General features: G+C 60.3%; 23 protein-coding genes. 11 read left to right on the forward strand and 12 right to left on the reverse strand.

What is annotated here, in order from left to right; genetic code table 11:
* Positions 1 to 2 precede the first annotated feature (2 nt).
* The gene (mfd, locus tag JV201_RS08050; RefSeq protein ID WP_219406715.1) at positions 3 to 3,452 is read right to left on the reverse strand and encodes a transcription-repair coupling factor; all 3,450 of its coding nucleotides are present in this window, start codon (positions 3,450 to 3,452) and stop codon (positions 3 to 5) included.
* Positions 3,453 to 3,791: 339 nt separating this feature from the next.
* Here mfd and JV201_RS08055 point away from each other — a divergent pair, with 339 nt between their 5' ends.
* On the forward strand, positions 3,792 to 5,255 hold the full coding sequence (locus JV201_RS08055; RefSeq protein ID WP_023659083.1) for a glyceraldehyde-3-phosphate dehydrogenase: 1,464 nt from the start codon (positions 3,792 to 3,794) through the stop codon (positions 5,253 to 5,255).
* A 163-nt stretch (positions 5,256 to 5,418) separates the two neighbouring features.
* Here JV201_RS08055 and JV201_RS08060 read toward each other — a convergent pair whose 3' ends face one another.
* On the reverse strand, positions 5,419 to 6,717 hold the full coding sequence (locus JV201_RS08060; RefSeq protein WP_008437599.1) for an MFS transporter: 1,299 nt from the start codon (positions 6,715 to 6,717) through the stop codon (positions 5,419 to 5,421).
* Positions 6,718 to 7,003: 286 nt separating this feature from the next.
* A complete protein-coding gene (locus tag JV201_RS08065) occupies positions 7,004 to 7,546 on the reverse strand; it encodes a chalcone isomerase family protein (protein ID WP_219406716.1) in 543 nt (180 codons plus the stop codon).
* Positions 7,547 to 7,782: 236 nt separating this feature from the next.
* On the opposite strand from JV201_RS08065, the gene sthA reads away from it, so the two are divergent.
* Positions 7,783 to 9,177, forward strand: a complete 1,395-nt coding sequence (gene sthA / locus JV201_RS08070; RefSeq protein ID WP_177040092.1) for a Si-specific NAD(P)(+) transhydrogenase — start codon at positions 7,783 to 7,785, stop codon at positions 9,175 to 9,177.
* Positions 9,178 to 9,219: 42 nt separating this feature from the next.
* Here sthA and JV201_RS08075 read toward each other — a convergent pair whose 3' ends face one another.
* A complete protein-coding gene (locus tag JV201_RS08075; protein ID WP_003218946.1) occupies positions 9,220 to 9,942 on the reverse strand; it encodes a glycerophosphodiester phosphodiesterase family protein in 723 nt (240 codons plus the stop codon).
* Between the two features lie 66 nt (positions 9,943 to 10,008).
* Positions 10,009 to 10,593 (reverse strand): PilZ domain-containing protein, encoded by a 585-nt coding sequence (locus tag JV201_RS08080; protein ID WP_003218944.1) that lies wholly within the window; start codon positions 10,591 to 10,593, stop codon positions 10,009 to 10,011.
* A 94-nt stretch (positions 10,594 to 10,687) separates the two neighbouring features.
* On the opposite strand from JV201_RS08080, the gene JV201_RS08085 reads away from it, so the two are divergent.
* From JV201_RS08085 to JV201_RS08095, 3 genes are read left to right on the forward strand one after another with little or no spacing between them, the layout of a single operon-like run.
* Positions 10,688 to 11,938, forward strand: coding sequence for a lipoprotein-releasing ABC transporter permease subunit (locus tag JV201_RS08085; protein WP_003218943.1), 1,251 nt, complete (start codon positions 10,688 to 10,690; stop codon positions 11,936 to 11,938).
* 7 nt (positions 11,939 to 11,945) lie between these two features.
* Positions 11,946 to 12,629 (forward strand): lipoprotein-releasing ABC transporter ATP-binding protein LolD, encoded by a 684-nt coding sequence (gene lolD / locus JV201_RS08090; RefSeq protein ID WP_003218941.1) that lies wholly within the window; start codon positions 11,946 to 11,948, stop codon positions 12,627 to 12,629.
* Between the two features lie 58 nt (positions 12,630 to 12,687).
* Positions 12,688 to 13,932 (forward strand): lipoprotein-releasing ABC transporter permease subunit, encoded by a 1,245-nt coding sequence (locus tag JV201_RS08095; RefSeq protein WP_003218940.1) that lies wholly within the window; start codon positions 12,688 to 12,690, stop codon positions 13,930 to 13,932.
* 118 nt (positions 13,933 to 14,050) lie between these two features.
* Here the strand turns inward: JV201_RS08095 and JV201_RS08100 are convergent, their stop codons facing one another.
* Positions 14,051 to 15,403, reverse strand: coding sequence for a heavy metal sensor histidine kinase (locus tag JV201_RS08100; protein WP_308340788.1), 1,353 nt, complete (start codon positions 15,401 to 15,403; stop codon positions 14,051 to 14,053).
* Positions 15,403 to 16,083 carry a heavy metal response regulator transcription factor gene (locus JV201_RS08105; RefSeq protein WP_003218936.1) on the reverse strand — a complete coding sequence of 227 codons (681 nt, stop codon included), beginning with the start codon at positions 16,081 to 16,083 and terminating at the stop codon, positions 15,403 to 15,405. The genes JV201_RS08100 and JV201_RS08105 overlap by 1 nt, the downstream gene beginning before the upstream one ends.
* 156 nt (positions 16,084 to 16,239) lie before the next feature.
* On the opposite strand from JV201_RS08105, the gene JV201_RS08110 reads away from it, so the two are divergent.
* Both JV201_RS08110 and queF read left to right on the forward strand, forming a co-directional pair.
* The gene (locus JV201_RS08110; protein WP_219406718.1) at positions 16,240 to 16,764 is read left to right on the forward strand and encodes a plastocyanin/azurin family copper-binding protein; all 525 of its coding nucleotides are present in this window, start codon (positions 16,240 to 16,242) and stop codon (positions 16,762 to 16,764) included.
* Positions 16,765 to 16,821: 57 nt separating this feature from the next.
* Entirely contained in the window at positions 16,822 to 17,652 is an 831-nt protein-coding gene (queF, locus tag JV201_RS08115; RefSeq protein ID WP_177022890.1) for an NADPH-dependent 7-cyano-7-deazaguanine reductase QueF, read from the forward strand.
* Positions 17,653 to 17,778: 126 nt separating this feature from the next.
* Here the strand turns inward: queF and JV201_RS08120 are convergent, their stop codons facing one another.
* Entirely contained in the window at positions 17,779 to 18,045 is a 267-nt protein-coding gene (locus JV201_RS08120; protein WP_219406719.1) for a DUF4404 family protein, read from the reverse strand.
* Between the two features lie 110 nt (positions 18,046 to 18,155).
* A complete protein-coding gene (locus JV201_RS08125) occupies positions 18,156 to 18,767 on the reverse strand; it encodes an HAD family phosphatase (protein ID WP_219406720.1) in 612 nt (203 codons plus the stop codon).
* A 195-nt stretch (positions 18,768 to 18,962) separates the two neighbouring features.
* On the opposite strand from JV201_RS08125, the gene JV201_RS08130 reads away from it, so the two are divergent.
* The 3 genes from JV201_RS08130 to rssC all read left to right on the forward strand — a co-directional run bounded on the left by JV201_RS08130 (position 18,963) and on the right by rssC (position 21,662).
* Entirely contained in the window at positions 18,963 to 19,652 is a 690-nt protein-coding gene (locus JV201_RS08130; protein WP_008437615.1) for a VacJ family lipoprotein, read from the forward strand.
* Positions 19,653 to 19,998: 346 nt separating this feature from the next.
* Positions 19,999 to 21,180, forward strand: a complete 1,182-nt coding sequence (gene rssB, locus JV201_RS08135; RefSeq protein ID WP_003218921.1) for a two-component system response regulator RssB — start codon at positions 19,999 to 20,001, stop codon at positions 21,178 to 21,180.
* Positions 21,180 to 21,662: an anti-sigma factor antagonist RssC gene (gene rssC / locus JV201_RS08140; RefSeq protein WP_003218919.1), complete on the forward strand. Its 483-nt coding sequence runs from the start codon at positions 21,180 to 21,182 to the stop codon at positions 21,660 to 21,662. Before rssB ends, rssC begins: the two co-directional genes overlap by 1 nt.
* A 198-nt stretch (positions 21,663 to 21,860) precedes the next feature.
* On the opposite strand, the gene tal is transcribed toward rssC, so the two are convergent.
* From tal to JV201_RS08155, 3 genes are all read right to left on the reverse strand, one after another.
* The gene (tal, locus tag JV201_RS08145; protein WP_219406721.1) at positions 21,861 to 22,787 is read right to left on the reverse strand and encodes a transaldolase; all 927 of its coding nucleotides are present in this window, start codon (positions 22,785 to 22,787) and stop codon (positions 21,861 to 21,863) included.
* A gap of 303 nt (positions 22,788 to 23,090) precedes the next feature.
* The gene (gene dusA / locus JV201_RS08150; protein WP_219406722.1) at positions 23,091 to 24,086 is read right to left on the reverse strand and encodes a tRNA dihydrouridine(20/20a) synthase DusA; all 996 of its coding nucleotides are present in this window, start codon (positions 24,084 to 24,086) and stop codon (positions 23,091 to 23,093) included.
* Between the two features lie 106 nt (positions 24,087 to 24,192).
* Positions 24,193 to 24,330 (reverse strand): hypothetical protein, encoded by a 138-nt coding sequence (locus tag JV201_RS08155; protein ID WP_166742147.1) that lies wholly within the window; start codon positions 24,328 to 24,330, stop codon positions 24,193 to 24,195.
* A gap of 227 nt (positions 24,331 to 24,557) precedes the next feature.
* On the opposite strand from JV201_RS08155, the gene JV201_RS29590 reads away from it, so the two are divergent.
* Positions 24,558 to 24,791: a hypothetical protein gene (locus JV201_RS29590; RefSeq protein ID WP_003218911.1), complete on the forward strand. Its 234-nt coding sequence runs from the start codon at positions 24,558 to 24,560 to the stop codon at positions 24,789 to 24,791.
* Positions 24,792 to 24,839: the final 48 nt, after the last annotated feature.

Raw genomic sequence — 24,839 nt, forward strand, 5'->3', positions numbered from 1 at the left:
CTTCAAGCAGATTTCGGGATGAGGCGCTCAAACAGCGCCTCCAGTGTATTAAAGCGTTCTTCGGCGCGTTCCATCGGCACCATGAATTTGAACAGCGTAGCCCCTTCGAACTTGTAGCGATTGGGCTGGCCCTGAATCAGCTTGATCAGCACCAGTGGGTCCACCGGCGTCTGCGCTTCGAACTCGATACGCCCGCCTTGCGGGCCGGCGTCGACCTTCTTGATGCCCAGTTGCTCGGCCTGCAGTTTGAGCAGGGTCAGGCGCACCAGGTTCTTGGTCGGCTCCGGCAACAGGCCGAAGCGATCGATCATCTCCACTTGAAGGTCCTTGAGACCTTCTTCGTCGGTGGCCGAGGAGATGCGCTTGTACAGGATCAGTCGCGCGTGCACATCCGGCAGGTAGTCTTCGGGGATCAGCGCCGGCAGGCGCAGGTTGATCTCCGGGCCGCCACCCAGCGGTTGGTCGAGGTTCGGTTGTTCGCCCTTGCGGATGGACTTCACCGCGCGCTCGAGCATTTCCATATACAGGGTGAAGCCGACGGCCTGGATCTGCCCGCTCTGGCCGTCGCCCAGCAGTTCGCCGGCGCCGCGGATTTCCAGGTCGTTGGTGGCCAGCACAAAGCCGGCGCCGAGGTCCTGGGTGTTGGCGATCGCTTCCAGGCGCTTCTCGGCGTCGGAAGTGATCTGCTGGCGCGGCGGTGTCAGCAGATAGGCATACGCCTGGTGGTGACTGCGCCCGACCCGGCCGCGCAACTGATGCAGCTGCGCCAGGCCGAACTTGTCGGCGCGCTCGATGATGATGGTGTTGGCGCTCGGCACGTCGATGCCGGTCTCGATGATGGTCGAGGCGATCAGCACGTTGAAGCGCTTGTGATAGAAGTCGCTCATCACCTGTTCGAGTTCGCGCTCGCGCATCTGCCCGTGGCCGATGGCGATCCGTGCTTCCGGCACCAGTTCGGCGAGGTCGGCGGCGCATTTCTCGATGGTTTTTACATCGTTGTGCAGGTAGTACACCTGGCCGCCGCGCAGCAACTCGCGCAGCAGGGCTTCCTTGACCGTGCTTTTGTTCTGCTCCATGACGAAGGTGCGCACCGACAACCGGCGCGCCGGCGGCGTGGCGATGATCGACAGGTCGCGCATGCCCGACACCGCCATGTTCAGCGTGCGCGGAATCGGCGTGGCGGTGAGCGTCAGGATGTCGACTTCACTGCGCAGGGCCTTGAGCTGTTCTTTCTGGCGAACCCCGAAGCGGTGCTCTTCGTCGATGATCACCAGCCCGAGGTTCTTGATCTTCACGTCATCCGACAGCAGCTTGTGAGTGCCGATGACAATGTCGATCTTGCCTTCCGCCAGGTCGGCGATGGCCGCATTCACTTCCTTGGCCGATTTGAAGCGGCTCATCACCTCCACAGTCACCGGCCAGTCGGCAAAGCGGTCGCGAAAGCTGTTGTAGTGCTGCTGGGCGAGCAGGGTGGTGGGGACGAGGATCGCCACTTGGCGGCCACCGTGCACCGCAATAAACGCTGCGCGCATTGCCACTTCGGTCTTGCCGAAGCCCACGTCGCCGCACACCAGGCGGTCCATCGGCTTGGGCGCCAGCATATCGGCGCGCACGGCGTCGATGGTGGTTTGCTGGTCCGGGGTTTCTTCGAAGGCGAAGCCGGCGCTGAAGGTGGCGTAGTCGGCTTTTGGGTCGGCAAACGCATAACCTTCGCGGGCGGCGCGGCGGGCATAGATGTCGAGCAACTCGGCGGCCACATCGCGTACCTGTTCGGCGGCCTTGCGCTTGGCTTTCTGCCAGGTCTCGGAGCCCAGGCGGTGCAACGGCGCGAGGGCGTCGTCGCTGCCGGTGTAGCGGGCGATCAGGTGCAGGTTGGCCACGGGCACGTAGAGCTTGGCGCCCTCGGCGTATTCCATGGTGAGGAATTCGGCCACCTGGTTGTCGATCTCCAGGGTCTGCAGGCCCAGGTAACGGCCCACGCCGTGGTCGATATGCACCACCGGCGCGCCTTCGCGCAGCTCGGTGAGGTTCTTGATCACCGCATCGTTGTTGGCATCGGCGCGCTTTTCGCGGCGGCGACGCTGCATCACCCGTTGACCGAACAGCGGGCTTTCGGCAATCAGTGCCAGGGCCGGGTCGTCCAGCAGCAGGCCTTCGTCCAGCGGTGCGATGGTGATCGCCAGGCGGTCCTTGCTCTCGACAAAGTCCGGCCAGCTGTCGACGGTTTTCGGCCGCAGCTTCAGGCGTTCCAACAGCTCCAGCAGCACCTCGCGGCGCCCGGCGGACTCGGCGGTAAACAGCACACGGCCGGGGAAGTCACCGAGGAAATTCGACAGCGCTTCCAGCGGCTGGTTAGCCTTGGCTTCAATCGCCAGGTTCGGCAGCGCTTGCGCCGGAAAGCGCTCGCGGCCGGCGCCTGCATCCACGTCCTGCTGGCTGGCGACTACCCGCGGCCAGTTTTTCAGGCGGGCGAAGCAGTCTTCCACCGGCAGGAACAGCTCGGCCGGTGGCAATAAAGGACGGGACGGGTCGACGCGGCGTTCTTCATAACGGTTGCGCACGTCATTCCAGAAATTCTCCGCTGCCTGTTCGATGCCTGGCAGCGAGAACACCTGGGTGTCCTGGGGCAGGTAATCGAAGAGCGTGGAGGTTTCGTCGAAGAACAGCGGCAGGTAGTACTCGATACCGGCGGGGGTAATCCCGCTGCTCAAGTCCTGGAAGATCGGGCAGCGACGGAAATCCACGTCGAAGCGCTCGCGGAAACGTGCCTTGAAGCGCGTGACCGCGTCTTTTTGCAGCGGGAACTCCCGGGCCGGCAGCAGCTTGATCGACTGCACCTTGTCGATGGAGCGCTGGTTTTCCGGATCGAAGGTGCGCAGGGTTTCGATTTCGTCGTCGAACAGGTCGATCCGGTAGGGCAGTTTGCTGCCCATCGGGAACAGGTCGATCAACGCGCCACGCACGGCGAACTCACCGTGCTCGTACACCGTGTCGACGCAGCGATAACCGCTGGCCTCAAGCCGGGTGCGCATTTGCTCCACATCGAGCTTCTGGCCGATATCCAGCACCAGGCTGCTGCCCAGCAGGAACTTGGTCGGTGCCAGGCGGTGCAGGGCCGTGGTGATCGGCACCACCAGCACGCCGTGGGCCAGTTCCGGCAAGCGGTACAGGCTGGCGATGCGCTGGGAAATGATGTCCTGGTGCGGCGAGAACAGATCGTAGGGCAGGGTTTCCCAGTCCGGGAAATGCAGTACCGGCAAATCGGGGGCGAAGAAACTCAGCTCCTGTTCCAGCCGCTCGGCACTTTGGCTGTCGGCGGTGAGCAGCAGGGTAAAGCGCTTGGCAGCGCTGGCAGCCTCGGCGATGGCCAGGCTCAGGGCGGCACCGGGCAGATTGCCCCAGTGCTGTTTACCTGCCGCGGCAGGGAGAAGCGGTAGACGCAGAACGGGCACGGAAGGTTGAGCTCCAAGCGTTGCGACAAAGTCGGTAATTGTAACGGCCCTGAGTGCCGCCTGTCAGTTGCTGACTGAGCCTATTACGGTTTGTAGGAAATGTAGTGGCTAAGACAAACAAAGGTGCCTTTTGACTCATTATGTAGTGCCGAAATCGGTGTATGTTTCGGAGGGTTACGGACACTTTGTCACATTGGTCCAACAGGGGGTGCGCTGGAAGCCGCGTATTTACTGGGCTGCAGAGGGGCGATATTTTTTTGCAAGGGGTTTTGTTGCGGGCCGCGCATTGCTCCGAGGGCGGTCGGGCGGCATAATGTAGCCCCTTTTTTCTGCCCCTACATGTGGAAGGTTCCCGTGACTCAGAAGCCCGACCAGTGTCTTGGTGAATGGATCGACCGTGAAGCACTCGCTGAAGCGATGATTCCGCTTATCGGTCAGCTATACCGCAATAACAACGTGGTGAGCTCGATCTATGGCCGCAGCCTGATCAACCAATCAGTCATCGCGATTCTCAAGGCTCATCGCTTTGCTCGCCATCGTTCTGCCGACGATAGCGAACTCTCCGTCCACGAAACATTCCCTCTGCTTAAAGCCATGAGCGAGCTCAAGCTCGGCGCGGCTTCGGTAGACCTGGGCAAGCTGGCCTATAAATTCCGCAAGGAAGGCGCTGGCCGCACCGCCGAGCAGTTCGTACGTGAAGAAATGGCCGACGTGGTTGGCCAGCAAAACGCCGCAGCCCGCAAAGGCACCGACGTTGTGCTGTACGGTTTCGGTCGTATCGGCCGCCTGCTGGCGCGCATCCTGATCGAAAAAACCGGTGGCGGCGACGGCCTGCGCCTGCGTGCCATCGTGGTGCGTAAAGGTGCTGAAAACGACCTGACCAAGCGCGCGAGCCTGCTGCGTCGTGACTCGGTCCACGGTCCGTTCAACGGCACCATCGTCATCGACGAAGAAAACAACACCATCACCGCCAACGGTAACCTGATCCAGGTGATCTACGCGAAGAACCCGTCTGAGGTGGATTACACCCAGTACGGCATCAAGGACGCACTGCTGGTGGACAACACCGGTGTGTGGCGTGATGCCGAGGGCCTGGGCCAGCACCTGGCGTGCCCGGGTATCGACCGCGTTGTCCTGACTGCGCCTGGCAAGGGCAAGCTGAAGAACATCGTGCACGGCATCAACCACGGTGAAATCACCGCTGACGACAAGATCGTGTCCGCCGCTTCCTGCACCACCAACGCCATCGTGCCGGTGCTGAAGGCTGTGAATGACAAGTTCGGTATCGTTAACGGTCACGTTGAAACGGTTCACTCATACACCAACGACCAGAACCTGATCGACAACTTCCACAAGGGCGATCGCCGTGGCCGTAGCGCCGCGCTGAACATGGTGATCACCGAGACCGGTGCTGCCACCGCTGCTGCCAAGGCCCTGCCTGAGCTGGCCGGCAAGCTGACCGGTAACGCGATCCGTGTTCCGACGCCGAACGTGTCGATGGCCATTCTCAACCTGAACCTTGAGAAAGCCGCCACCCGTGAAGAGATGAACGAGTACCTGCGCTACATGGCGCTGCACTCCGATCTGCACAAGCAAATCGACTTCGTCAATTCGCAGGAAGTGGTTTCCACCGACTTCGTGGGCTCGCGCCACGCCGGTGTGGTGGACGCTGAAGCGACCATCACTCAAGACAACCGCGTTGTTCTGTACGTTTGGTACGACAACGAATTCGGTTACAGCTGCCAGGTGGTTCGCGTGATGGAAGACATGGCCGGGGTTAACCCGCCAGCATTCCCGCGCTAAGCATCAGCGGTAAATGAAAAAGCCCCGACTGGTTCGGGGCTTTTTTATGTCTGTTGTTTTTGTGTTGCTTGTACCGGCCTCATCGCAGGCAAGCCAGCTCCCACATTTTGATTTGTGAATACATTTCAAATGTGGGAGCGGGCTTGCTCGCGAAAGCGACCTATCAAGCGCCGCCGACTACAGAGGCCTGCGCGGTACGCAGTTCATGCCGGTTGCCCTTGAACAGAATCAATGTGGCGATCAAGCCCAGCACCGCCGCGCCGCTGAGCCAGATGCCCGGTGCGGCCTTGTTGTCCAGCACGTGGATCAGGTAGGTACAGGCCGCCGGAGTAAAGCCACCAAAGGTTGCCGTCGCCAGGCTGTAGGCCAGGGAGAAACCGGTGGTGCGCACTTCTACCGGCATGATTTCGGTCAGCGCTACAACCATCGCGCCGTTGTACGAGCCATACAGGAACGACAGCCAGAGCAGCACGATCAGCAGATGGCTGAAGCTCGGATTGGCCACCAGCCAGGACAGCGCTGGATAAGCGGTGAGGATCGCCAGAATAGTCGCCCCCAGCAGCAGGGGTTTACGCCCGATCTTGTCGGACACCGCGCCCATCACCGGCAGCCAGATGAAGTTCGAGATGCCCACGCACACAGTGACCAGCAGCGCGTCGAAGTCCGACAGGTGCAGTTCGGCCTTGCCGAAGGTCGGGGTGTAGGCGGTGATCAGGTAGAACGACACGGTGGTCATCACCACCAGCGCCATGCCGGCGATGACGATGCCGAAGTTCTGGCCGATCGAGCGGACGATTTCCTGCAGGGTAGGGCGGTGCTTGCGCGCCTGGAATTCCGGGGTTTCTTCCAGGGAGCGACGAATCACGAAGATCACCGGCACGATCAGGCAGCCGATCAGGAACGGCACGCGCCAGCCCCAGTCACCCATTTCTTCCGGGCTGAGCCAGTGGTTGAGGCCTACGCCCAGCAGGCCGGCGAATACCACCGCAGCTTGCTGGCTGGCGGACTGCCAACTGACGAAGAAGCCTTTACGGCCTGGAGTGGCGATTTCCGCCAGGTACACCGACACGCCGCCCAGTTCGACACCGGCGGAGAAACCTTGCAGCAGGCGGCCGAACAACACGATCAGCGGCGCCGCGACACCCAGGGTGGCATACCCGGGAACGCAGGCGATCAGCACGGTACCGGCGGCCATCATCGCCAGGGTGATCACCAGGCCCTTTTTACGGCCGTGACGGTCGATATAGGCACCGAGGAAAATCGCGCCCAGCGGACGCATCAGGAACCCGGCACCAAAGGTCGCCAGGGACAGCATCAGGGACGCGAAAGCGCTGTCGGTGGGGAAAAATGTCTTGGCAATGGCCGTGGCGTAGAAGCCATAGACCATGAAGTCGAACATCTCGAGAAAGTTACCGCTGACAACGCGAAAGATCGCCTTGCCCTTGCCCGTTGTAGTGGACATGTCATGCACTCATTTTGGCTATCTTATTAGTAATCCCTGGTCGCAACCGTCCTTGCTGTTAAAGCTTTGGCACGAGGCTGGCGCTGAACAGTTTTGTAACGATATGTGTATAAGCCACCACAGGCAACAAAAAACCGATGGCAAGCTGGCAAATTGCCGCAGGCCTCCCGGTGATGAAAATTCAATGCGGGAGCGGGCTTGTTCGCGAATGCGGTGTGTCAGTCAGCTTATGAGCCACTGACACACCGCATTCGCGAGCAAGCCCGCTCCCACAGGGTTTTTGCGATCAGTTGAGGAGGGTGCTACGCAGGCTGTCGGACAAGCCTTTTGGTGCCAGCCAGATGCCGAGATAAGCCTTGGCCAGTTCGTCATTGCGACTGCTGAACACCACCGTGCCGTTGATTTCCAGGTTCAGGCCGCGCTGAGGCTGGAAGTCCAGCGCATAACGGTCGCCGCTGCGGATGTTGCGGAAGCTTTTGTGCAATTGATCCAGTTCAGGCTTCAGGCGGGCGAGGGTGGCGGGTGTTTGCTGACGTTCGAGGGTGGCAGTGGCGGCCTTGATCACATCGTTGCGGTCGATATCGCGAAAGTAATACAGCTCCAGGCGCAGGTCTTTTTGCTGATCCAGGGCTTGTTTGGCGCTCAGGTCAGCCGGGGCGAACAATGCCGCCGCATAGACGTCTGCCCACAGGTAGGTCAGGACGGCCTGGTTTTTCAGCACCAGTTGATGAGATTTCGGCGGAAAATCGGCTTGTTTGAGGCGATCAGCCTCATTCGCCAGAACCGGGACCGAAAACATCAGCAATAAACAAATGACGACATGCTTCATAATGGCCAGTCCTGAAAAGGTGCTTGCCTACAGGTTAATTCAATAACGAGCGCCGTGTAGTAAAGGCAAAACTGGCCTACGACGCGACCAAGGGTTAATGTGCGCGACGTTGAGCGTTCTATAGACTGTGCCCCGGCTCACACACTTGAGCCACATTGATCCTTCATGACCGCTGGCCGCGGCATGATTTAGCCAGGCGTCCAACCGTGCGCCCTGGCCTGTTCTGAGGAGTACGCATGGCTGTCTACAACTACGACGTGGTGGTACTGGGTTCCGGCCCAGCTGGAGAAGGTGCGGCGATGAACGCCGCCAAAGCAGGGCGCAAGGTGGCGATGGTCGATAGCCGTCGCCAGGTCGGCGGTAACTGCACCCACCTGGGTACCATCCCGTCCAAGGCCTTGCGTCACTCGGTGCGCCAGATCATGCAGTTCAACACCAACCCGATGTTCCGGGCCATTGGTGAGCCGCGCTGGTTCTCGTTCCCGGACGTGCTCAAGAGCGCTGAAAAAGTCATTTCCAAACAGGTTGCCTCGCGTACCGGCTTCTATGCCCGTAACCGCGTCGACCTGTTCTTCGGCACCGGCAGCTTCGCCGACGAGCAAACCGTCGAAGTGGTCTGCGCCAACGGCGTGGTCGAGAAGCTGGTAGCCAAGCACATCATCATCGCCACCGGCTCGCGTCCGTATCGCCCGGCGGATATCGATTTCCACCACCCGCGTATCTACGATAGCGACACCATTCTCAGCCTGGGCCACACCCCGCGCAAACTGATCATCTATGGCGCCGGCGTGATCGGCTGTGAATACGCCTCGATCTTCAGCGGCCTGGGTGTATTGGTCGAGCTGGTGGATAACCGCGACCAGTTGCTGAGCTTCCTCGACTCGGAAATTTCCCAGGCGTTGAGTTACCACTTCAGCAACAACAACATCACCGTGCGCCACAACGAAGAGTACGAGCGGGTCGAAGGCCTGGACAACGGTGTGATCCTGCACCTGAAATCCGGCAAGAAGATCAAGGCCGACGCCTTGCTGTGGTGCAACGGCCGTACCGGCAACACCGACAAGCTGGGCATGGAAAACATCGGTGTGAAGGTCAACAGCCGTGGCCAGATCGAAGTCGACGAGAACTACCGCACCTGCGTACCGAACATCTACGGTGCCGGTGACGTGATTGGCTGGCCGAGCCTGGCCAGTGCCGCCCATGACCAGGGCCGCTCGGCCGCTGGCAGCATTGTCGACAACGGCAGCTGGCGCTACGTCAACGACGTGCCGACCGGGATCTACACGATTCCCGAGATCAGCTCGATCGGCAAGAACGAGCACGAACTGACCAAGGCCAAGGTGCCTTATGAGGTCGGCAAGGCGTTCTTCAAGAGCATGGCGCGTGCGCAGATCGCCGGTGAGCCCCAGGGCATGCTGAAGATCCTGTTCCACCGCGAGACTCTGGAAGTGCTCGGCGTGCATTGCTTCGGCTATCAGGCGTCGGAGATCGTGCACATCGGCCAGGCGATCATGAGCCAGCCGGGTGAGCTGAATACCCTCAAGTATTTCGTCAACACCACGTTCAACTACCCGACCATGGCTGAAGCCTATCGGGTAGCGGCCTACGACGGCCTCAACCGGCTTTTTTGAGCGGCTCCGGCCGGTGGCCTGAGCCGGCCGGGGAGACCGATTTCAGTAATTCCCGAGGGTGGCAGTGGCCAAACCGGGAAAGTCTGTAATCAGGCTATCTACGCCGAAGTCGGCGAGCCTGCGCATCAGCGCGGGTTCGTTGACGGTCCACACGGACACGTGCAAACCCTGGCGCTGGGCTTTTTCCAGACGCTCAGGGGTGCACAACGTCCAGTTCAACGCCAGAATCTCACAGCCATAGTTGGCCGCGACCTTCAACGGGTCGAGCCAGGCGTATTCGGCTACCAGCCCGCGGGACAGGTCCGGGGTGAGGTCCAGCGCCGCTTTCAACACTTCCCGCGAGCTTGAGGTCACGGTGACCTTGTCCATCAGCCCGAAACGCTGAGCCATTTCCCGGATCGCCAGCACGGTGGTTGCCGCGCGGGTGCGCGATGCGCTTTTGACTTCCAGTTGCCAGTGGTCGAAGTCGCACTGTTCGAACAGCTCTTCCAGGCGCGGGATCGGGCAAGGGTTGACCCAGCCCGGGCCGCCTTTGCGCGCGTCCATCTTCACCAGGTCGGCGGCTGAGTACTCGACGACCTTGCCGCGCCGGTCGGTGGTGCGCTTGAGCGTCGGGTCGTGGATGACCATCAGCTCGCCGTCCATGGACAGGTGCAAATCCAGTTCGCAGCGGCGCACGCCGTGCTTGAGGCATTCCTGGAAGCTGGTCAGGGTGTTTTCCGGTGCTTCGCCTTTGGCACCGCGGTGGCCATAAATCAGGGTCACAGTTGCTCCTTTACGCCAGGGTTCCTGGCTGGATGGATGACGCGACGCGCCATTCAATGATCGTATTCAGGTGTCGGATTCGTCGCTTTTTTCCCGCGCCAGGCGCCGTTCCTGGGCCTGTTTCTGCAGGATATAGCGTGCCAGCAACTGGCGTTGGGCATCGGTCATGGCTTCGAATTCCGTGCCGATTTCAAAGCCACCGGTCTTGGCATCGCAATGGGTCACCTTGGCTCGCAGCAACAGCCCGAGGGCTTGCGGCATCAGCACCAGCTTGACCGCCAGGTGGCTGTCGGGCTGGATCGCGGTGGGGTTCAGAAATTCGATGCCGCCTTCGGAAATGACCACGGGCTGCGGCGTACCGATTTCGCCCAGCAGGCTTTGCGCCATGATCTGGCTGAGCAAATCCATGCGTTTGTTCTGCACTTTGAGGAAGGCGGCCAGGGTGCGGTCCCGCTCGCCGATCTGGCGCAGCAAGTGCTGGGATTCAAATTCACTCAGGTGCAACTCGCTGAGCAGATTGAACAGCGGCGAATCATCCAGCAACACTTCCTTGCTCAGCGCTTCCGGGCCCGACAGTGGGGTAATTTCCAGTGCGATCATGTCCTCGATACGGTAGTATTCGCGGCGATCTTCTTCATCTAATGTCGACATGGCGAACCCAAGGCAGCGGTGATGGTCTGAGTGTAAAGCTGCTTACCTGACCCCGCCACAAGGACGTCTTCTTTTCCTCCGAACAAGCCCCGACATGTTCAGACCTCTCTTCGTATTTATTGGCACGCGTTATACCCGTGCAAAACGTCGCAATCATTTTGTGTCGTTCATTTCCCTGACCTCGATGATCGGGCTCGCCCTTGGCGTTGTCGTGATGATTGTGGTGCTGTCGGTGATGAACGGCTTCGATCATGAGATGCGCACCCGCGTGCTGGGCATGGTGCCCCACGCGACCATCGAGTCGGGTGAGCCCATCAGCGACTGGCAAAGCCTGGCCGCGAAGGTCAAGCAGAACCCCAAAGTGCTGGCGGTTGCGCCCTTCACCCAGATGCAGGGCCTGTTGACCAACGACGGCAAGGTGCAGAAAGTCCTGCTCAATGCCATCGACCCGGCGCAGGAACGCAATGTCTCGATAATCGATAACTTCATGCAGCAGGGCAAACTGGACGACTTGTCGCCCGGCAGCTTTGGCATCGCTATCGGCGACAAGGCGGCGGCCAAGCTCGGCGTGGGCATCGGCGACAAGCTGACCTTCGTCGCGCCGGAAGTCACCGTGACTCCGGCGGGCATGTTCCCGCGCATGAAGCGCTTTACCGTGGTCGGCATCTTCCATGTCGGCGCCGGTGAGATCGACGGCTACCTGGGCCTGACCAACCTGACCGACCTGGCCCGCCTGCATCGCTGGAAGCCGGACCAGGTCCAGGGCTTGCGCCTGAAATTCAACGACCTGTTCGACGCGCCGCGTACCTCGTGGGAAATCGCCCAGCACCTGGGTGAAAACCAGTACTACGCCCGCGACTGGACCCGTACCCACGGCAACCTGTACCAGGCCATCCGCATGGAAAAAGCCATGATCGGCTTGCTGTTGCTGCTGATCGTCGCCGTCGCCGCCTTCAACATCATCTCCACGCTGGTGATGGTGGTGAACGACAAGAAGGGCGACATCGCGATCCTGCGCACCCTTGGCGCCACGCCGGGGCAGATCATGGCGATCTTCATGGTCCAGGGCACGGTGATCGGTGTCGTCGGCACCTTGATCGGCACCGTGGTGGGGATTCTCGCCGCGCTGAACGTCAGCGCTGCTATCGCCGGGCTGGAAGTGTTGATCGGCCACAAATTCTTGAACTCCGATGTCTACTTCATCGACTACTTGCCGTCCCAGGTGCAGAGCCAGGACGTATTGATGGTCGGCGGCGCCGCGTTGGTCCTGAGTTTCCTTGCCACCCTGTATCCAGCCTGGCGCGCGGCACGTACCCAGCCGGCGCAGGCTTTACGTTATGAGTGAATCGGGCATGAGTGAAAAAGCAATCCTGAGCTGCCGCAACCTGGGCAAATCCTACGAGGAAGGCCCGGAGTCCGTGGTGGTGCTGTCCAACCTGCAGCTGGAACTGCACCCGGGCGAACGCGTGGCGATCGTCGGCAGTTCCGGTTCCGGTAAAAGTACCTTGCTCAACCTGTTGGGCGGCCTTGATACGCCGTCCCAGGGCAGCGTCTGGCTGGCCGGCGAAGAGTTGTCGGCCCTGGGCGAGAAGGCCCGTGGCCAGTTGCGCAACCGTTCGCTGGGTTTTGTGTACCAGTTCCACCACTTGCTGCCCGAGTTCACCGCCCTGGAAAACGTCTGCATGCCGCTGTTGATCGGCAAGACCGCGATCCCGGAAGCACGCCAGCGTGCCCAGGCGTTGTTGGAGCGCGTCGGCCTGGGCCATCGCCTGGAGCACAAGCCGGCTGAGTTGTCCGGCGGCGAGCGCCAGCGTGTGGCGATTGCCCGTGCCCTGGTCAACAACCCGGGGCTGGTGATGCTCGACGAGCCGACCGGCAACCTCGACTCCCACACCGCCCAGGGCATCAAGGACTTGATGCTGGAGTTGAGCACCCAGATGCGCACCGCGTTCCTGGTGGTGACCCATGACATGAGCATGGCCCGCCAGATGGACCGTGTGTTGCACCTGCAGGAAGGTCATCTGGTCGCCATCTGACCTGTTTCAAGCCCGGCGCCCGGCGCCGGGTTTTCTATTTTTTCAACGGTGCCCGCGAATGTTCAGACCGTTATCGATTTTCATCGGCACGCGCTATACCCGCGCCAAGCGCCGCAACCGTTTTGTTTCGTTTATCTCGATGACCTCGATGATCGGCCTCGCCCTCGGCGTGCTGGCGATGATCGTGGTGTTGTCGGTAATGAACGGTTTCCAGCGGGAAATGAGCTCACGCATCCTCGGCATGGTGCCCCACGCGACCATCGTTGGCGTGAAGCCCATCAGCGACTGGCAGCCGGTGGCAGATGCCGCGATGAAGAATCCGGAAGTCACCGCTGCCGTACCGTTCACACAGATGGACGGCATGCTCTCCTACAAGGGCGCGATGCAGCCGATCGAGATCAGTGGCGTTGATCCGGCCCAGGAAGGCAAGGTGTCGATCGTGGCCCAACATATTGTCCAGGGCCATCTGGAAGACCTGAAACCGGGCGAGTTCGGTGTGGTGATCGGCGAAATCACCGCCCGGCGTTTTCGCCTGAATGTCGGTGACAAGCTGACCCTGATCGTGCCGGAAATCAGCAGTGCGCCCGGTGGCATCACCCCGCGTATGCAGCGTTTGAACGTGGTGGGTGTGTTCAAGGTGGGCGCGGAGCTGGATGGCTCCATGGCCCTGATCCACATGGCCGACGCCGCCGAGATACAGCATTGGGAGCCGAACCAGGTGCAGAGCGTGCGCCTGGCGGTGAAAGACTTATATGCCGCACCCAAGGTATCGGCGGATATCGCCGCCAGCCTCGGTGCCGACTACAAGGCCGACGACTGGACCCACACCCAGGGCAGCCTGTTCAGCGCGATGAAGATGGAAAAAACCATGATAGGCCTGCTGTTGCTGATGATCGTCGCGGTGGCGGCGTTCAACATCATTGCGACCTTGATCATGGTGGTGAACGACAAGGGCGCCGACATTGCGATACTGCGCACCATCGGCGCCACGCCACGGCAGATCATGGCGATCTTCATGGTGCAGGGGACGGTGATCGGGATCGTCGGTACCTTGATCGGTGGCATCCTCGGCGTGATTGCGGCGCTGAACGTCAGTGAACTGGTCGGTTGGCTGGAGCGGGTCACCGGGCAGCATATCTTCAGTTCGGACGTGTATTTCGTCAGCAACCTGCCTTCGCAATTGCAGGGTGGGGATGTGTTGTTGATTTGCTCGGCGGGGTTTGTGTTGAGCTTTTTGGCGACCATCTATCCGGCGTATCGCGCGGCGAAGATTGAGCCGGCGCATGCCCTCAGGTATTCGTAATTCTTAAGACCGCCTTCGCGAGCAAGCCCGCTCCCACATTTTGACCGCGTTCTTCCTGAATGCACTCGGTCAAAATGTGGGAGCGGGCTTGCTCGCGAAAGGGCCGCTACAGCTTGCATCAATACCCCTGCGGCAACTCCATCACAAACCTCGCCCATCCCGCCCCCGACTCACAGAAAATCCGCCCCCCATGGGCCCGCACAATCGACTGGGTAATCGCCAAACCCAGCCCCGCATGCTCGCTGCTCCCTTCATGACGCGCCGGATCTGCCCGGTAAAAGCGGTCAAACAACCGTGGCAACAATGCCTCGGGAATGCCTTCCCCGGTGTTTTCCACACTCAGCGTCACGCTTTGCATCCCCTCGACGATCCGCACGCTGACTTCGCCACCCGGCGGGGTGAACCGCAACGCGTTATCCAGCAGGTTGGAAATCGCCCGGCGCAACATGCTGCGGTCACCTGAAGTGCTGGCGCTGCCTTCCCGAACCAGCCGCACCTGGACGTCCTCCGCCAGCGGCGCGAAAAACTCCAGCAACGCCTCCACCTCGTCCGCCAGCACCAGGGTTTCGCGCTTGGGCACCAGCAGCCCATGGTCCGCCTTGGCCAGGTACAGCATGTCGTTGACCAACTGCGCCATCCATTGCAGTTCTTCCAGGTTGCTGTGCAGGGCTTCGCGGTAGTCCTCCAGCGCCCGTGGCTGCGTGAGGATGACTTGGGTCTGTGTCAGCAAATTCGACAGTGGCGTGCGCAGTTCATGGGCGATGTCGGCAGAAAACGCCGAAAGGCGCTGGAAGGCATCGTCCAGGCGCCCAAGCATCGCGTTGAAGGACTGGGCGAGTTCTGCCAGTTCGGCGGGCATTTGTTCCTGGGGCAGGCGTTGGGTCAGGGAGTGGGCAGAGACGCCGCTGGCGACTTCGCTCATGCGCCTCAGCGGTCGCAACCCGCTGCGGGCGGCCCAGGCGCCGAGCAGGGCGGTGGCCAGGGCGGAAAGGCCGACGGTCAGCCAGATCAGATGCTGCATGCGTTGCAGGAAGTGTTGGTGATGGGTGATGTCGAGCATCAGCGTCAGTTGTGGCGATTCAGCGTTTCCAGGTACCAGGGGCACGTTATACACGCGGTAATCGGTCCCGGCATTCTGCAAACTGTGCAGGCCAGGCTCCTGCGGCAGGGCGACGCCCGGGGCGCCGTCGAACCAGCGCCGGTCGCCTGCGGTGATGCGCAAGGCCAGGTCAGGCTGGCGATTGAGTTCTTCGCGCAGCTTCCCTTCCCGCAAGGCGAATAGCTCGGGCGTGTCCGCATCCTGCAAGGTACTGCGCAGCGCTATCAGCTTGCCGTCGAGCAACTGCTGGTCCAGCTCGATAAAGTGCGCCTCGCTGGCATGGTTGAACAGCACGCCGGCCAGCAGCGAAACCACGGCTGTGCAGCCGGCAAACAACAGCGCCAGGCGGCTGGCCAGGGAAATCCGTTTCATCAACTGAACCGCTCCTCAAGCACGTAGCCCATGCCGCGTACCGTATGGATCAGCTTGTTGGGAAAGTTATCGTCGACCTTCAGGCGCAGGCGGCGGATCGCGACTTCGATGATGTTGGTATCGCTGTCGAAGTTCATGTCCCACACCTGGGAGGCGATCAGCGACTTGGGCAAGACTTCGCCCTGACGCCGCAGCAGCAGTTCCAGCAGGGAAAACTCCTTGGCCGTCAGGTCGATGCGCTGGCCGTCGCGCTCTACCCGGCGGCGGATCAGGTCCATACGCAGGTCGGCCAGTTGCAGGCTGGTTTCCTGGGGTGGGCTGCTGCCACGGCGTAACAGGCTGCGCACCCGGGCCAGCAGTTCGGAGAAGGCGAAGGGCTTGACCAGGTAATCGTCGGCGCCCAGTTCCAGGCCATGCACCCGGTCTTCCACGGCGTCCCGCGCGGTGAGGAACAGCACCGGCATGTCGAGCCCGGCGTTGCGTACGGCCTGGAGGATCTGCCAGCCATCGCGACCCGGTAGCATCACATCGAGGATCAACAGGTCGTAGTCACCGGTCAGCGCCAGGTGCTGGCCGCTGGTGCCGTCGGCCACCAGTTCGGTGTTGAACCCGGCCTCGGCCAGGCCCTGGCGCAGGTAGTGGCCGGTTTTCGGTTGGTCTTCGACGATCAGCAGTTTCATGGGCGGCTCATGGTTTTACGGGAACACAGACGTTATACCGCGCACATCCGGCAGCCGGCTCAAGCTGACAAAGTTGTAATCTGGCCGTCAGCTGGCTGGCAGCGGCGCGTTCGTAAAGTGTCCCACAGACTGATTCCGAACCTTTGGAGTGTGAGCATGTTTTTACGTAAATCCTGGTTGTTGGCGGGCTGCCTGATGGCGATGAGTCTTCCGGTGCTGGCATCCCCGGCTGAAACCTTCGCCTTCGGTGAGGCCGCGCCCGCCGCCAAGGCCACGCGCACGGTGGAAGTGGTGCTGCAGGACATTTCCTTTTCGCCCAAGGCTATTGATGTAAAAGCCGGTGAGACCGTGCGCTTTGTGCTGGTCAACAAAGGCCAGTTGCTTCATGAATTCAACCTTGGCGATGCCGCCATGCACGCAGCGCATCAGAAAGAGATGCTGCAGATGCAGGCCAGCGGCATGCTGACGGCGACCGGCATGGGCAAAATGGACCACAGTGCGATGGGGCATGGTGATATGGCAGGCATGAAGCACGACGACCCCAACAGCGTGTTGGTAGAGCCAGGCAAGACCGCCGAGCTGACCTGGACCTTCACCAAGGCCACCGGCTTGGAGTTTGCCTGCAACATTCCGGGGCATTACCAGGCGGGCATGGTCGGCAAGCTGAACGTCAGCCAGTAAGCCATTGACGGGCAAAGGCGGGTAGAATGGCGGCGTTTATTTAGCCAGGTTTCCGCCATGCATCCCGCAGCCGAACATTCGCCGCTGGGCAAGTCCAGTGAATACATCTCCACCTACACCCCGTCGTTGCTGTTCCCGATTCCTCGCGCCGCCAAGTGGGCCGAGCTGGGCCTGAGTGCCGAGACCCTGCCGTATAAAGGCGTGGATTTCTGGAACTGCTTCGAACTGTCCTGGCTGCTGCCATCCGGCAAACCCGTGGTGGCCATCGGTGAATTCAGTATCCCGGCCGACTCGCCGAACATCATCGAGTCGAAGTCGTTCAAGTTGTACCTCAACTCGCTGAACCAAACCGCGTTTGCCGATGTGCAAAGCCTTGAAGCGACTTTGCGCACCGACCTGAGTGCAGCGGCCGGCAAGCCGGTTGGCGTGCGCATCCGCAGCCTGGGCGAGGTTGAAGCCGAAGGCGTGGTCGCGTTGCCGGGTGTGTGCATTGATGACCTGGACATTACCGTCAGCAACTACGAGCACCCGCGCCCGGAACTGTTGCGTTGCGACGATTCGCGCGTGGTGGAGGAGAGCGTCCACAGTCATCTGCTCAAGTCCAACTGCCCGGTGACCAGCCAGCCTGACTGGGGCAGTGTGGCGGTGGAGTACCGCGGCGCGGCGCTGGATCATGCCAGCCTGCTGGAATACCTGGTGAGCTTCCGCCAGCATTCGGACTTCCATGAACAGTGCGTGGAGCGGATCTTTCTCGACCTGCAGCGCTTGCTCAAGCCGGAGAAACTGACGGTGTATGCGCGGTATGTGCGGCGTGGCGGGCTGGATATCAACCCGTATCGCAGTACTGAAGAGCAGCAGTTCCAGAACCTGCGCCTGGCTCGTCAGTAGACTTCACACAAAACAAATGTGGGAGCGGGCTTGCTCGCGAAAGCGGTGTATCAGCCAGCTTATGTATCAGCTGACGGACCGCATTCGCGAGCAAGCCCGCTCCCACATTTGATAGGTGTCCGACTATTAGATCCCGATGTTACCCAGGGTCACCACAATATTGCGCAAGGTCCCGGCAATACCCGGGTGGTCGAGTTCGAAGCGTTCTACCGCCAGGTTCACACCGTCGGCGATGCTTGGATCCTGAATGGCACCTTCCAGTGGCTCCTGAACTTCCAGTTCAGCAATCAAATCTCGCAGCTCTTCGCGCTGTTCGAGGGGCATTTCTGGATTCTGATCCAATTGCTCGCGCAAAATTTTGACCTGTTCTTGCAGTTGTTCGCGGGCAGGCATGGCGTTCTTCCTTTTATCGATAGGCACTGGCATAGACCGCGGCACGCCGGGAAAGGTCTATGGGCTGACCTGTAGATTAATCCACTGGCGCCGACTGTGCATGATCTCGATCAGGGCTTCTCGCCCTTAAGCTGGCGCAGACTGATGTCGGCCAGGCAGGTCTGCAGTTCGCCCAGGTGGTCAATCACCGAATGCACGCCCAGGCCATAGAGCGTGACAGTGGCTTTGGCGCGCTTATGCTCGCGTTCCTTCTCGGTGAGTGCTTGCCATTGCTGCGGCGAAAGCCCGCACAGTGAGCCACAGGACGCCAGGCCGATGGTCCACAGCCCGGCATTGAGCCCCGATTGCAGCAGGCGTGGCTCGCCGCTGACCAGGACGCAGCCTTCCAGGCGTTCGATATTCAGTTCCATCAGGGCCTGCCAGCAGGCGTGAGGCGCCGGCCAGCGGGTGGAGGAGGGCTTGGCAGCCTTGATCCAGCGGGGTAGCCCGGCGGCCAGCGGTGTGGAAACCGACGCCGGCAACTCGTCCAGCCATGCACAAGGGACGCGCTGTTCTTCGAGGCTGCGCAGGATCTTCAGGGCGCCGACAGTGGCATGGGTATCGCTGGAAGGCGCGGAATCGGCGCGGGCCTGGGAACCAAAGTCCACCAGGCAGCCACTAAGCCCGAACAGTACGGCCGTCAAGGACGGGGTGCTGGCACTAACAATCTCGGCATGTGGCATTTCGACGTCCCTGAAATAGCAGTGACGCTACCGGACTTGGGTGACAAGCAAGTTACACCCGCAGCAATTGTAGGAATTTTGTGCATTTGCTGAATGACATTTCTGCAAGGCTGCCTAATCTGACACTTCCGTCATATACTGACGGCCTCATTCAGGGCATAGCGCCCATGACAGACCATTCAAGGAGTTCAAGCTATGCGCTGGAGCCAATGTCTAGCTCAGCTGTCCGTATGTGCGAGTATTTTGCTGGTTCCTTTCGTAGCCCAGGCGGCCTCGGAAGATGATCCATGGGAAAGCGTCAACCGCCCGATCTTCACCTTCAACGATACCGTTGATACCTATGCCCTCAAGCCATTGGCTCAAGGCTATCAGTTCGTGACCCCGCAGTTCGTGCAGGACGGGATCCACAACTTCTTCCGCAACATCGGCGACGTCGGCAACTTTGCCAACGACGTACTGCAACTCAAGCCCCACGCTGCAGGCGTCGACACTGCCCGCTTGCTGATGAACACCACGTTCGGCGTGCTGGGTTTTGTTGATGTCGGCACCAAAATGGGGCTGCAACGCAACGACGAAGACTTCGGCCAGACTCTCGGCTACTGGGGCGTCGACAGCGGTCCTTACGTGATGCTGCCACTGCTGGGCCCAAGCACCCTGCGTGACGCGCCGTCCAAATACGTGGACAGCTACACCCAGCCGTACCGCTACATGAACGATATCGGCTGGCGCAACAGCACCTTCGGCCTGAATATCGTCGACACGCGTGCCAGCCTGCTGTCCTCCGAGAAGCTGATCAGCGGCGACAAATACACCTTCATCCGCAACGCCTACTTGCAGAACCGCGAGTTCAAGGTCAAGGATGGCAAGGTTGTAGACGACTTTTAAGCCCCAGGCTTGAAAGAAGAAGGCGGCCCTCGGGTCGCCTTTTTTGTGGGCGGCATTCGAGGTTTATCCGTGGGTTACGTGCTTACTTTAAGTCGCGGTTTTATGCGTTCTTATAACTACTGGTGATTTGCGATGTAAAGACGCCCGGCGACCATCGCCGTGAGCTTGAAACCCCTGGCGGATGGGAGTACCGTCTGCGCCTTAGAAGGGCACCTCTGCTTTACCTTTGTGCGTCGGCAATAACTCGGCGTTTTGTAGGACAGAGAGGCTAGAAAGCGAATCCAGTAGTAAGCCCGGCCATTGTCGAGCTGCCTACGCCAACCTAATTCTGGCGCCGTTTGCCCACATGCAGAAAACCAGTGCCACGCTGCTGATAATCGATGACGACGAAGTAGTGCGCGCGAGTCTTGCGGCCTATTTGGAAGACAGTGGCTTCAGCGTCCTGCAGGCCAGCAACGGCCTCCAGGGTCTCCAGGTATTCGAGCGCGACAAGCCCGACCTTGTGATCTGCGACCTGCGCATGCCCCAGGTGGGCGGCCTTGAGCTGATCCGCCAGGTAACCGACATCGCCCCGCAGACGCCGGTGATTGTCGTGTCCGGTGCCGGCGTGATGAACGATGCCGTCGAGGCCTTGCGCCTCGGCGCTGCCGACTACCTGATCAAGCCCCTGGAAGACCTGGCTGTGCTGGAGCACTCGGTGCGTCGTGCCCTGGATCGTGCACGGCTGCTGCTGGAAAACCAGCGTTACCGTGAAAAGCTCGAAACCGCCAACCGCGAACTCGAAGCCAGCCTGAACCTGCTCCAGGAAGACCAGAACGCCGGTCGCCAGGTGCAGATGAACATGCTGCCGGTGAGCCCGTGGAGCATCGACGAGTTCAAGTTTGCCCACCAGATCATCCCGTCGCTGTACCTGTCGGGTGATTTCGTCGACTACTTCCGCGTTGATGAGCGGCGTGTCGCGTTCTACCTGGCCGACGTTTCCGGCCACGGCGCCTCCTCCGCATTCGTGACCGTGTTGTTGAAGTTCATGACTACACGGCTATTGTTCGAGTCCAAGCGCAATGGCACCTTGCCGGAGTTCACCCCTTCGCAAGTGCTGGGCCACATCAACCGGGGCCTGATCAGCTGCAAGCTGGGCAAGCACGTGACGATGGTCGGCGGCGTGATTGATGAAGAAACAGGTCTTTTGACCTACAGCATTGGCGGTCACCTGCCATTGCCGGTTTTATACACTCCAGACAGTGTGCGCTACCTGGAAGGGCGTGGTTTGCCGGTTGGCTTGTTCAATGAAGCCACCTACGAAGACCACATCCTGGAATTGCCGCCGACGTTCAGCCTGACGCTGATGTCCGACGGTATCCTGGACCTTTTGCCAGAGCCTACACTCAAAGAGAAAGAAGCCGCCTTGCCCCAACGGGTCAGGTCGGCGGGCGGCAGCCTGGATGGCCTGCGGCAGGTTTTTGGATTGGCCACGCTAGGGGAGATGCCGGATGATATCGCCCTATTGGTGTTGAGCAGGAATCTTTGATGAGTACCGGAAGAATCCAATTCGCCGAGCAAGACGGGACGTTTGTCCTGAAGTTTGTCGGTGAAGTGCGCCTGACCTTGTGTTCGGCGCTGGATGCGACGATTGAGCGGATCTTCACAGCCTTGAATTTCTCGGCGATCGTGATTGATCTGACCGAAACCCGCAGCATCGATAGCACCACCCTTGGGCTGTTGGCCAAGTTGTCCATTCTGTCTCGGCAGAAGGTCGGACTGCTGCCGACCGTCGTCACCACCCACGAAGACATCACCCGTCTGTTGCAGTCCATGGGCTTCGATCAAGTGTTCAACATCGTTGACCGCCCGATCCCGTGCCCGGAATGCCTGACCGACCTGCCATCCCAGGACCAGTCCGAGGAAGTGGTACGGGTCAAGGTGCTGGAAGCCCACAAGATCCTGATGGGCTTGAACGACTCCAACCGTGAGGCGTTCCACGACCTGGTGAATGCGCTGGAGCGGCACTAATTTCCAGATGAAACACTGTCAAAGTGTGGGAGGGGGCTTGCTCCCGAAAGCGGCGGGTCAGTAGTGAATGTAGCGACTGACGCCTGTATTCGGGAGCAAGCCCCCTCCCACATTTTTAACTGAGTTCGGCTCGAAATCGGCTAATACAAAAAAAGGGCGGCACCCTCACAGGTGCCGCCCTTTTTGTCGCCGCCGTTTTTAGAGCTTGGCGGCCAACAGCGCTTCGAGTTTTTCCTGGTCGCGGGCGAACTGACGAATGCCCTCGGCCAGTTTCTCGGTAGCCATCGCATCTTCGTTGGATTCCCAACGGAACTGCGCTTCGGTCAGGTGCACACGCGCCTCACCGGCATGGCCTGGCGCCAGCTTACGCTCCAGCTTGCCATTGTCGGCAGCCAGTTTTTCCAGCAAGTCCGGGCTGATGGTCAGGCGGTCGCAACCGGCCAACTCTTCGATCTGGCTCAGGTTACGGAAGCTCGCACCCATTACCACGGTCTTGTAGCCATTGGCCTTGTAGTAGTTGTAGATGCGCGTCACCGACTGCACGCCCGGATCCTCGGAACCGGTGTAGTCGTTGCCGTTGGCCTTCTTGTACCAGTCGTAGATACGGCCTACGAACGGCGAAATCAGGAACACACCGGCTTCAGCGCAAGCCACGGCCTGGGCGAAGGAGAACAGCAGCGTCAGGTTGGTCTGGATGCCTTCCTTTTCCAGCTGCTCGGCGGCGCGGATGCCTTCCCAGGTGGAAGCGATCTTGATCAGCACGCGGTCACGGCCAATGCCGGCCTTGTCGTACAGGTCGATCAGGCGATGGGCGCGCTTGAGGACGGCGTCAGTGTCGAACGACAGACGGGCATCCACCTCGGTGGAAATGCGGCCGGGCACCACTTTCAGGATTTCCTGGCCGACGGCTACCGCAAAACGGTCGCTGGCCAGGCCTACATCGCCGTTGCAGTCGGCAACAGCCTCGTCCAGCAGCTTGGCATAGCCTGGGATCGACGCGGCCTTGAGCAGCAGGGAAGGGTTGGTAGTGGCGTCTTGTGGCTTGAGCTTGGCGAGGGTAGAAAAATCGCCGGTATCGGCTACTACAGTGGTGAATTGCTTGAGTTGTTCCAGCTTGGAAGTCATGGGCGTGCTCTGTCCTGTGGGTCTGATGACATTACCCGAGCGCTGACAGCCGCTCAAGGGCGCAAATGCATTCGATCGTTTGCGAGGGCAACAACCTGAAAACAGCCGTTTGAATCACCGGCCAATGCTCAATAGGAGGCCAAAACAGTCAGCAGGTTCAACCCAACTGCCCGATGACCACCCGATCAAACGGTGGGAGCAGCCTTGCCCCATCTTCCTGACATCCCCCCCATCCAAATGTGGGAGCGGGCTTGCTCGCGAAGGCGACGTGTCAGCCACCCAATAAACCCACTGACACCCAAATCACCGCCCCTCCAGCAACTCCCCGGCCTTATCCAGCAACGCCAGCGGATCACTGGCCTTGTGAATATCCACCGACAACAACTGCCGAAACTTCCGCGCCCCCGGGAAACCCGTCCCCAGCCCCAGTGCGTGGCGCGTGATGTGATGCATCGAGCCACCTGTCGCCAGGTGTTCGGCAATATAAGGACGCAACTGCGCCAACGCCTCGGCGCGGGTGATTACAGGTGCCGTACTGCCAAACAGCTGCTGATCCACCTCGGCCAGCAAATACGGATTGTGATAAGCCTCGCGGCCCAGCATCACGCCATCGAACGTCTGCAAATGTTCCTGGCACTGTTCGAGGGTCTTGATGCCGCCGTTGAGGATGATCTCCAGTTCAGGGAAATCCTGCTTCAACTGGGCGGCAACTTCGTAGCGCAAGGGCGGGATGTCCCGATTTTCCTTCGGTGACAGCCCTTCCAGAATGGCGATTCGCGCATGCACGGTAAAACTGGTGCAGCCCGCGTCCTTCACCTGGCCAACGAAATCGCACAGCTCGGCGTAACTGTCCCGGCCGTTGATGCCGATGCGGTGCTTAACCGTTACCGGGATCGAGACGGCGTCCTGCATTGCCTTAACGCAATCCGCCACCAAGGCCGGGTGGGCCATCAGGATCGCGCCGATCATGTTGTTTTGCACCCGGTCGCTGGGGCAGCCGACGTTGAGGTTCACCTCGTCGTAGCCGGCGTCCTGGGCCATGCGGGCGCAGGCGGCCAGGTCAGCGGGGACGCTACCGCCCAGCTGCAGGGCGAGTGGATGCTCGGCCTCGTTATGGCGCAGGAAACGTTCGTGGTCGCCGTGGAGGATTGCGCCGGTGGTGACCATCTCGGTGTAGAGGAGGGCGTTTTTGGACAGCAGGCGCAGGAAGAAGCGGCAGTGTCTGTCCGTCCAATCCATCATCGGAGCAACGGAGAAGCGACGGGAGAACGATGGCGTTGGTGCTATAGGTGAGGACATTAGGATCTGAGATGGATAAGGCGAAGGGCGGACAGTTTAACAGGAATGGGCGTGGTGCCGTGGTGGCCAGTGCCAGAGCTCCAGCCACCCTGGCACGGTTTTCAGCTTATTTCTTCTTTTTGTCGGGCGCCTGAGTCAGCGCCGAAGCCGCCACAGATTTCACATCCGGCGGAGTGGTGGGATCCGCCAGCAGCTTGGCTGCTTTTGAAGCGATGCTTTCACTGGTTTTTTCGTCTTTAGCCATTACTTGAGCTTCCCTCTACGTAGGCCGCAGGTTCATCTGAATTGATGCCTGGTCGGCTTTAATATGTAGGGGCTAACTGTTGATATCGCCAATCAGAATATGTGCCTGGATAATTCGTCGCCAAAACGACATCAACCTGAACCGATCCTGTCCTACGGCAAAGTTTCATAATTCTCACCGGCATTGAGGCCTACGCTCAGCCCATAAGCCCAAAGGGAACTGAAAAAATGATCTCCAACCTCGTCAAAGTCGTGATGGTCGCAGGCACGTTGCTCTTGGCCGCTTGTTCGTCGGGTTCATCGGGCATGAGTAGCGACCTGAGTAGCGACCCTTGTTATTCAGGGGGATGCCAAGCCTTTGGCGACCACAGCCCCAGCAAGGCCGCCAAGATGAATTTTGGGGGCAACGCGCTGGGGAGCAGTTACGGGGAGTATGGTTCGGGGTTGATGCATGATGACTGACTGAGCGGGTGGGGCAGTCATTTACTCAGTGACTGACCCACCGCTTTC

The sequence above is a fragment of the Pseudomonas sp. Colony2 genome (genome assembly GCF_019382755.1).
In the GTDB taxonomy this organism is placed as follows: Bacteria; Pseudomonadota; Gammaproteobacteria; order Pseudomonadales; family Pseudomonadaceae; genus Aquipseudomonas.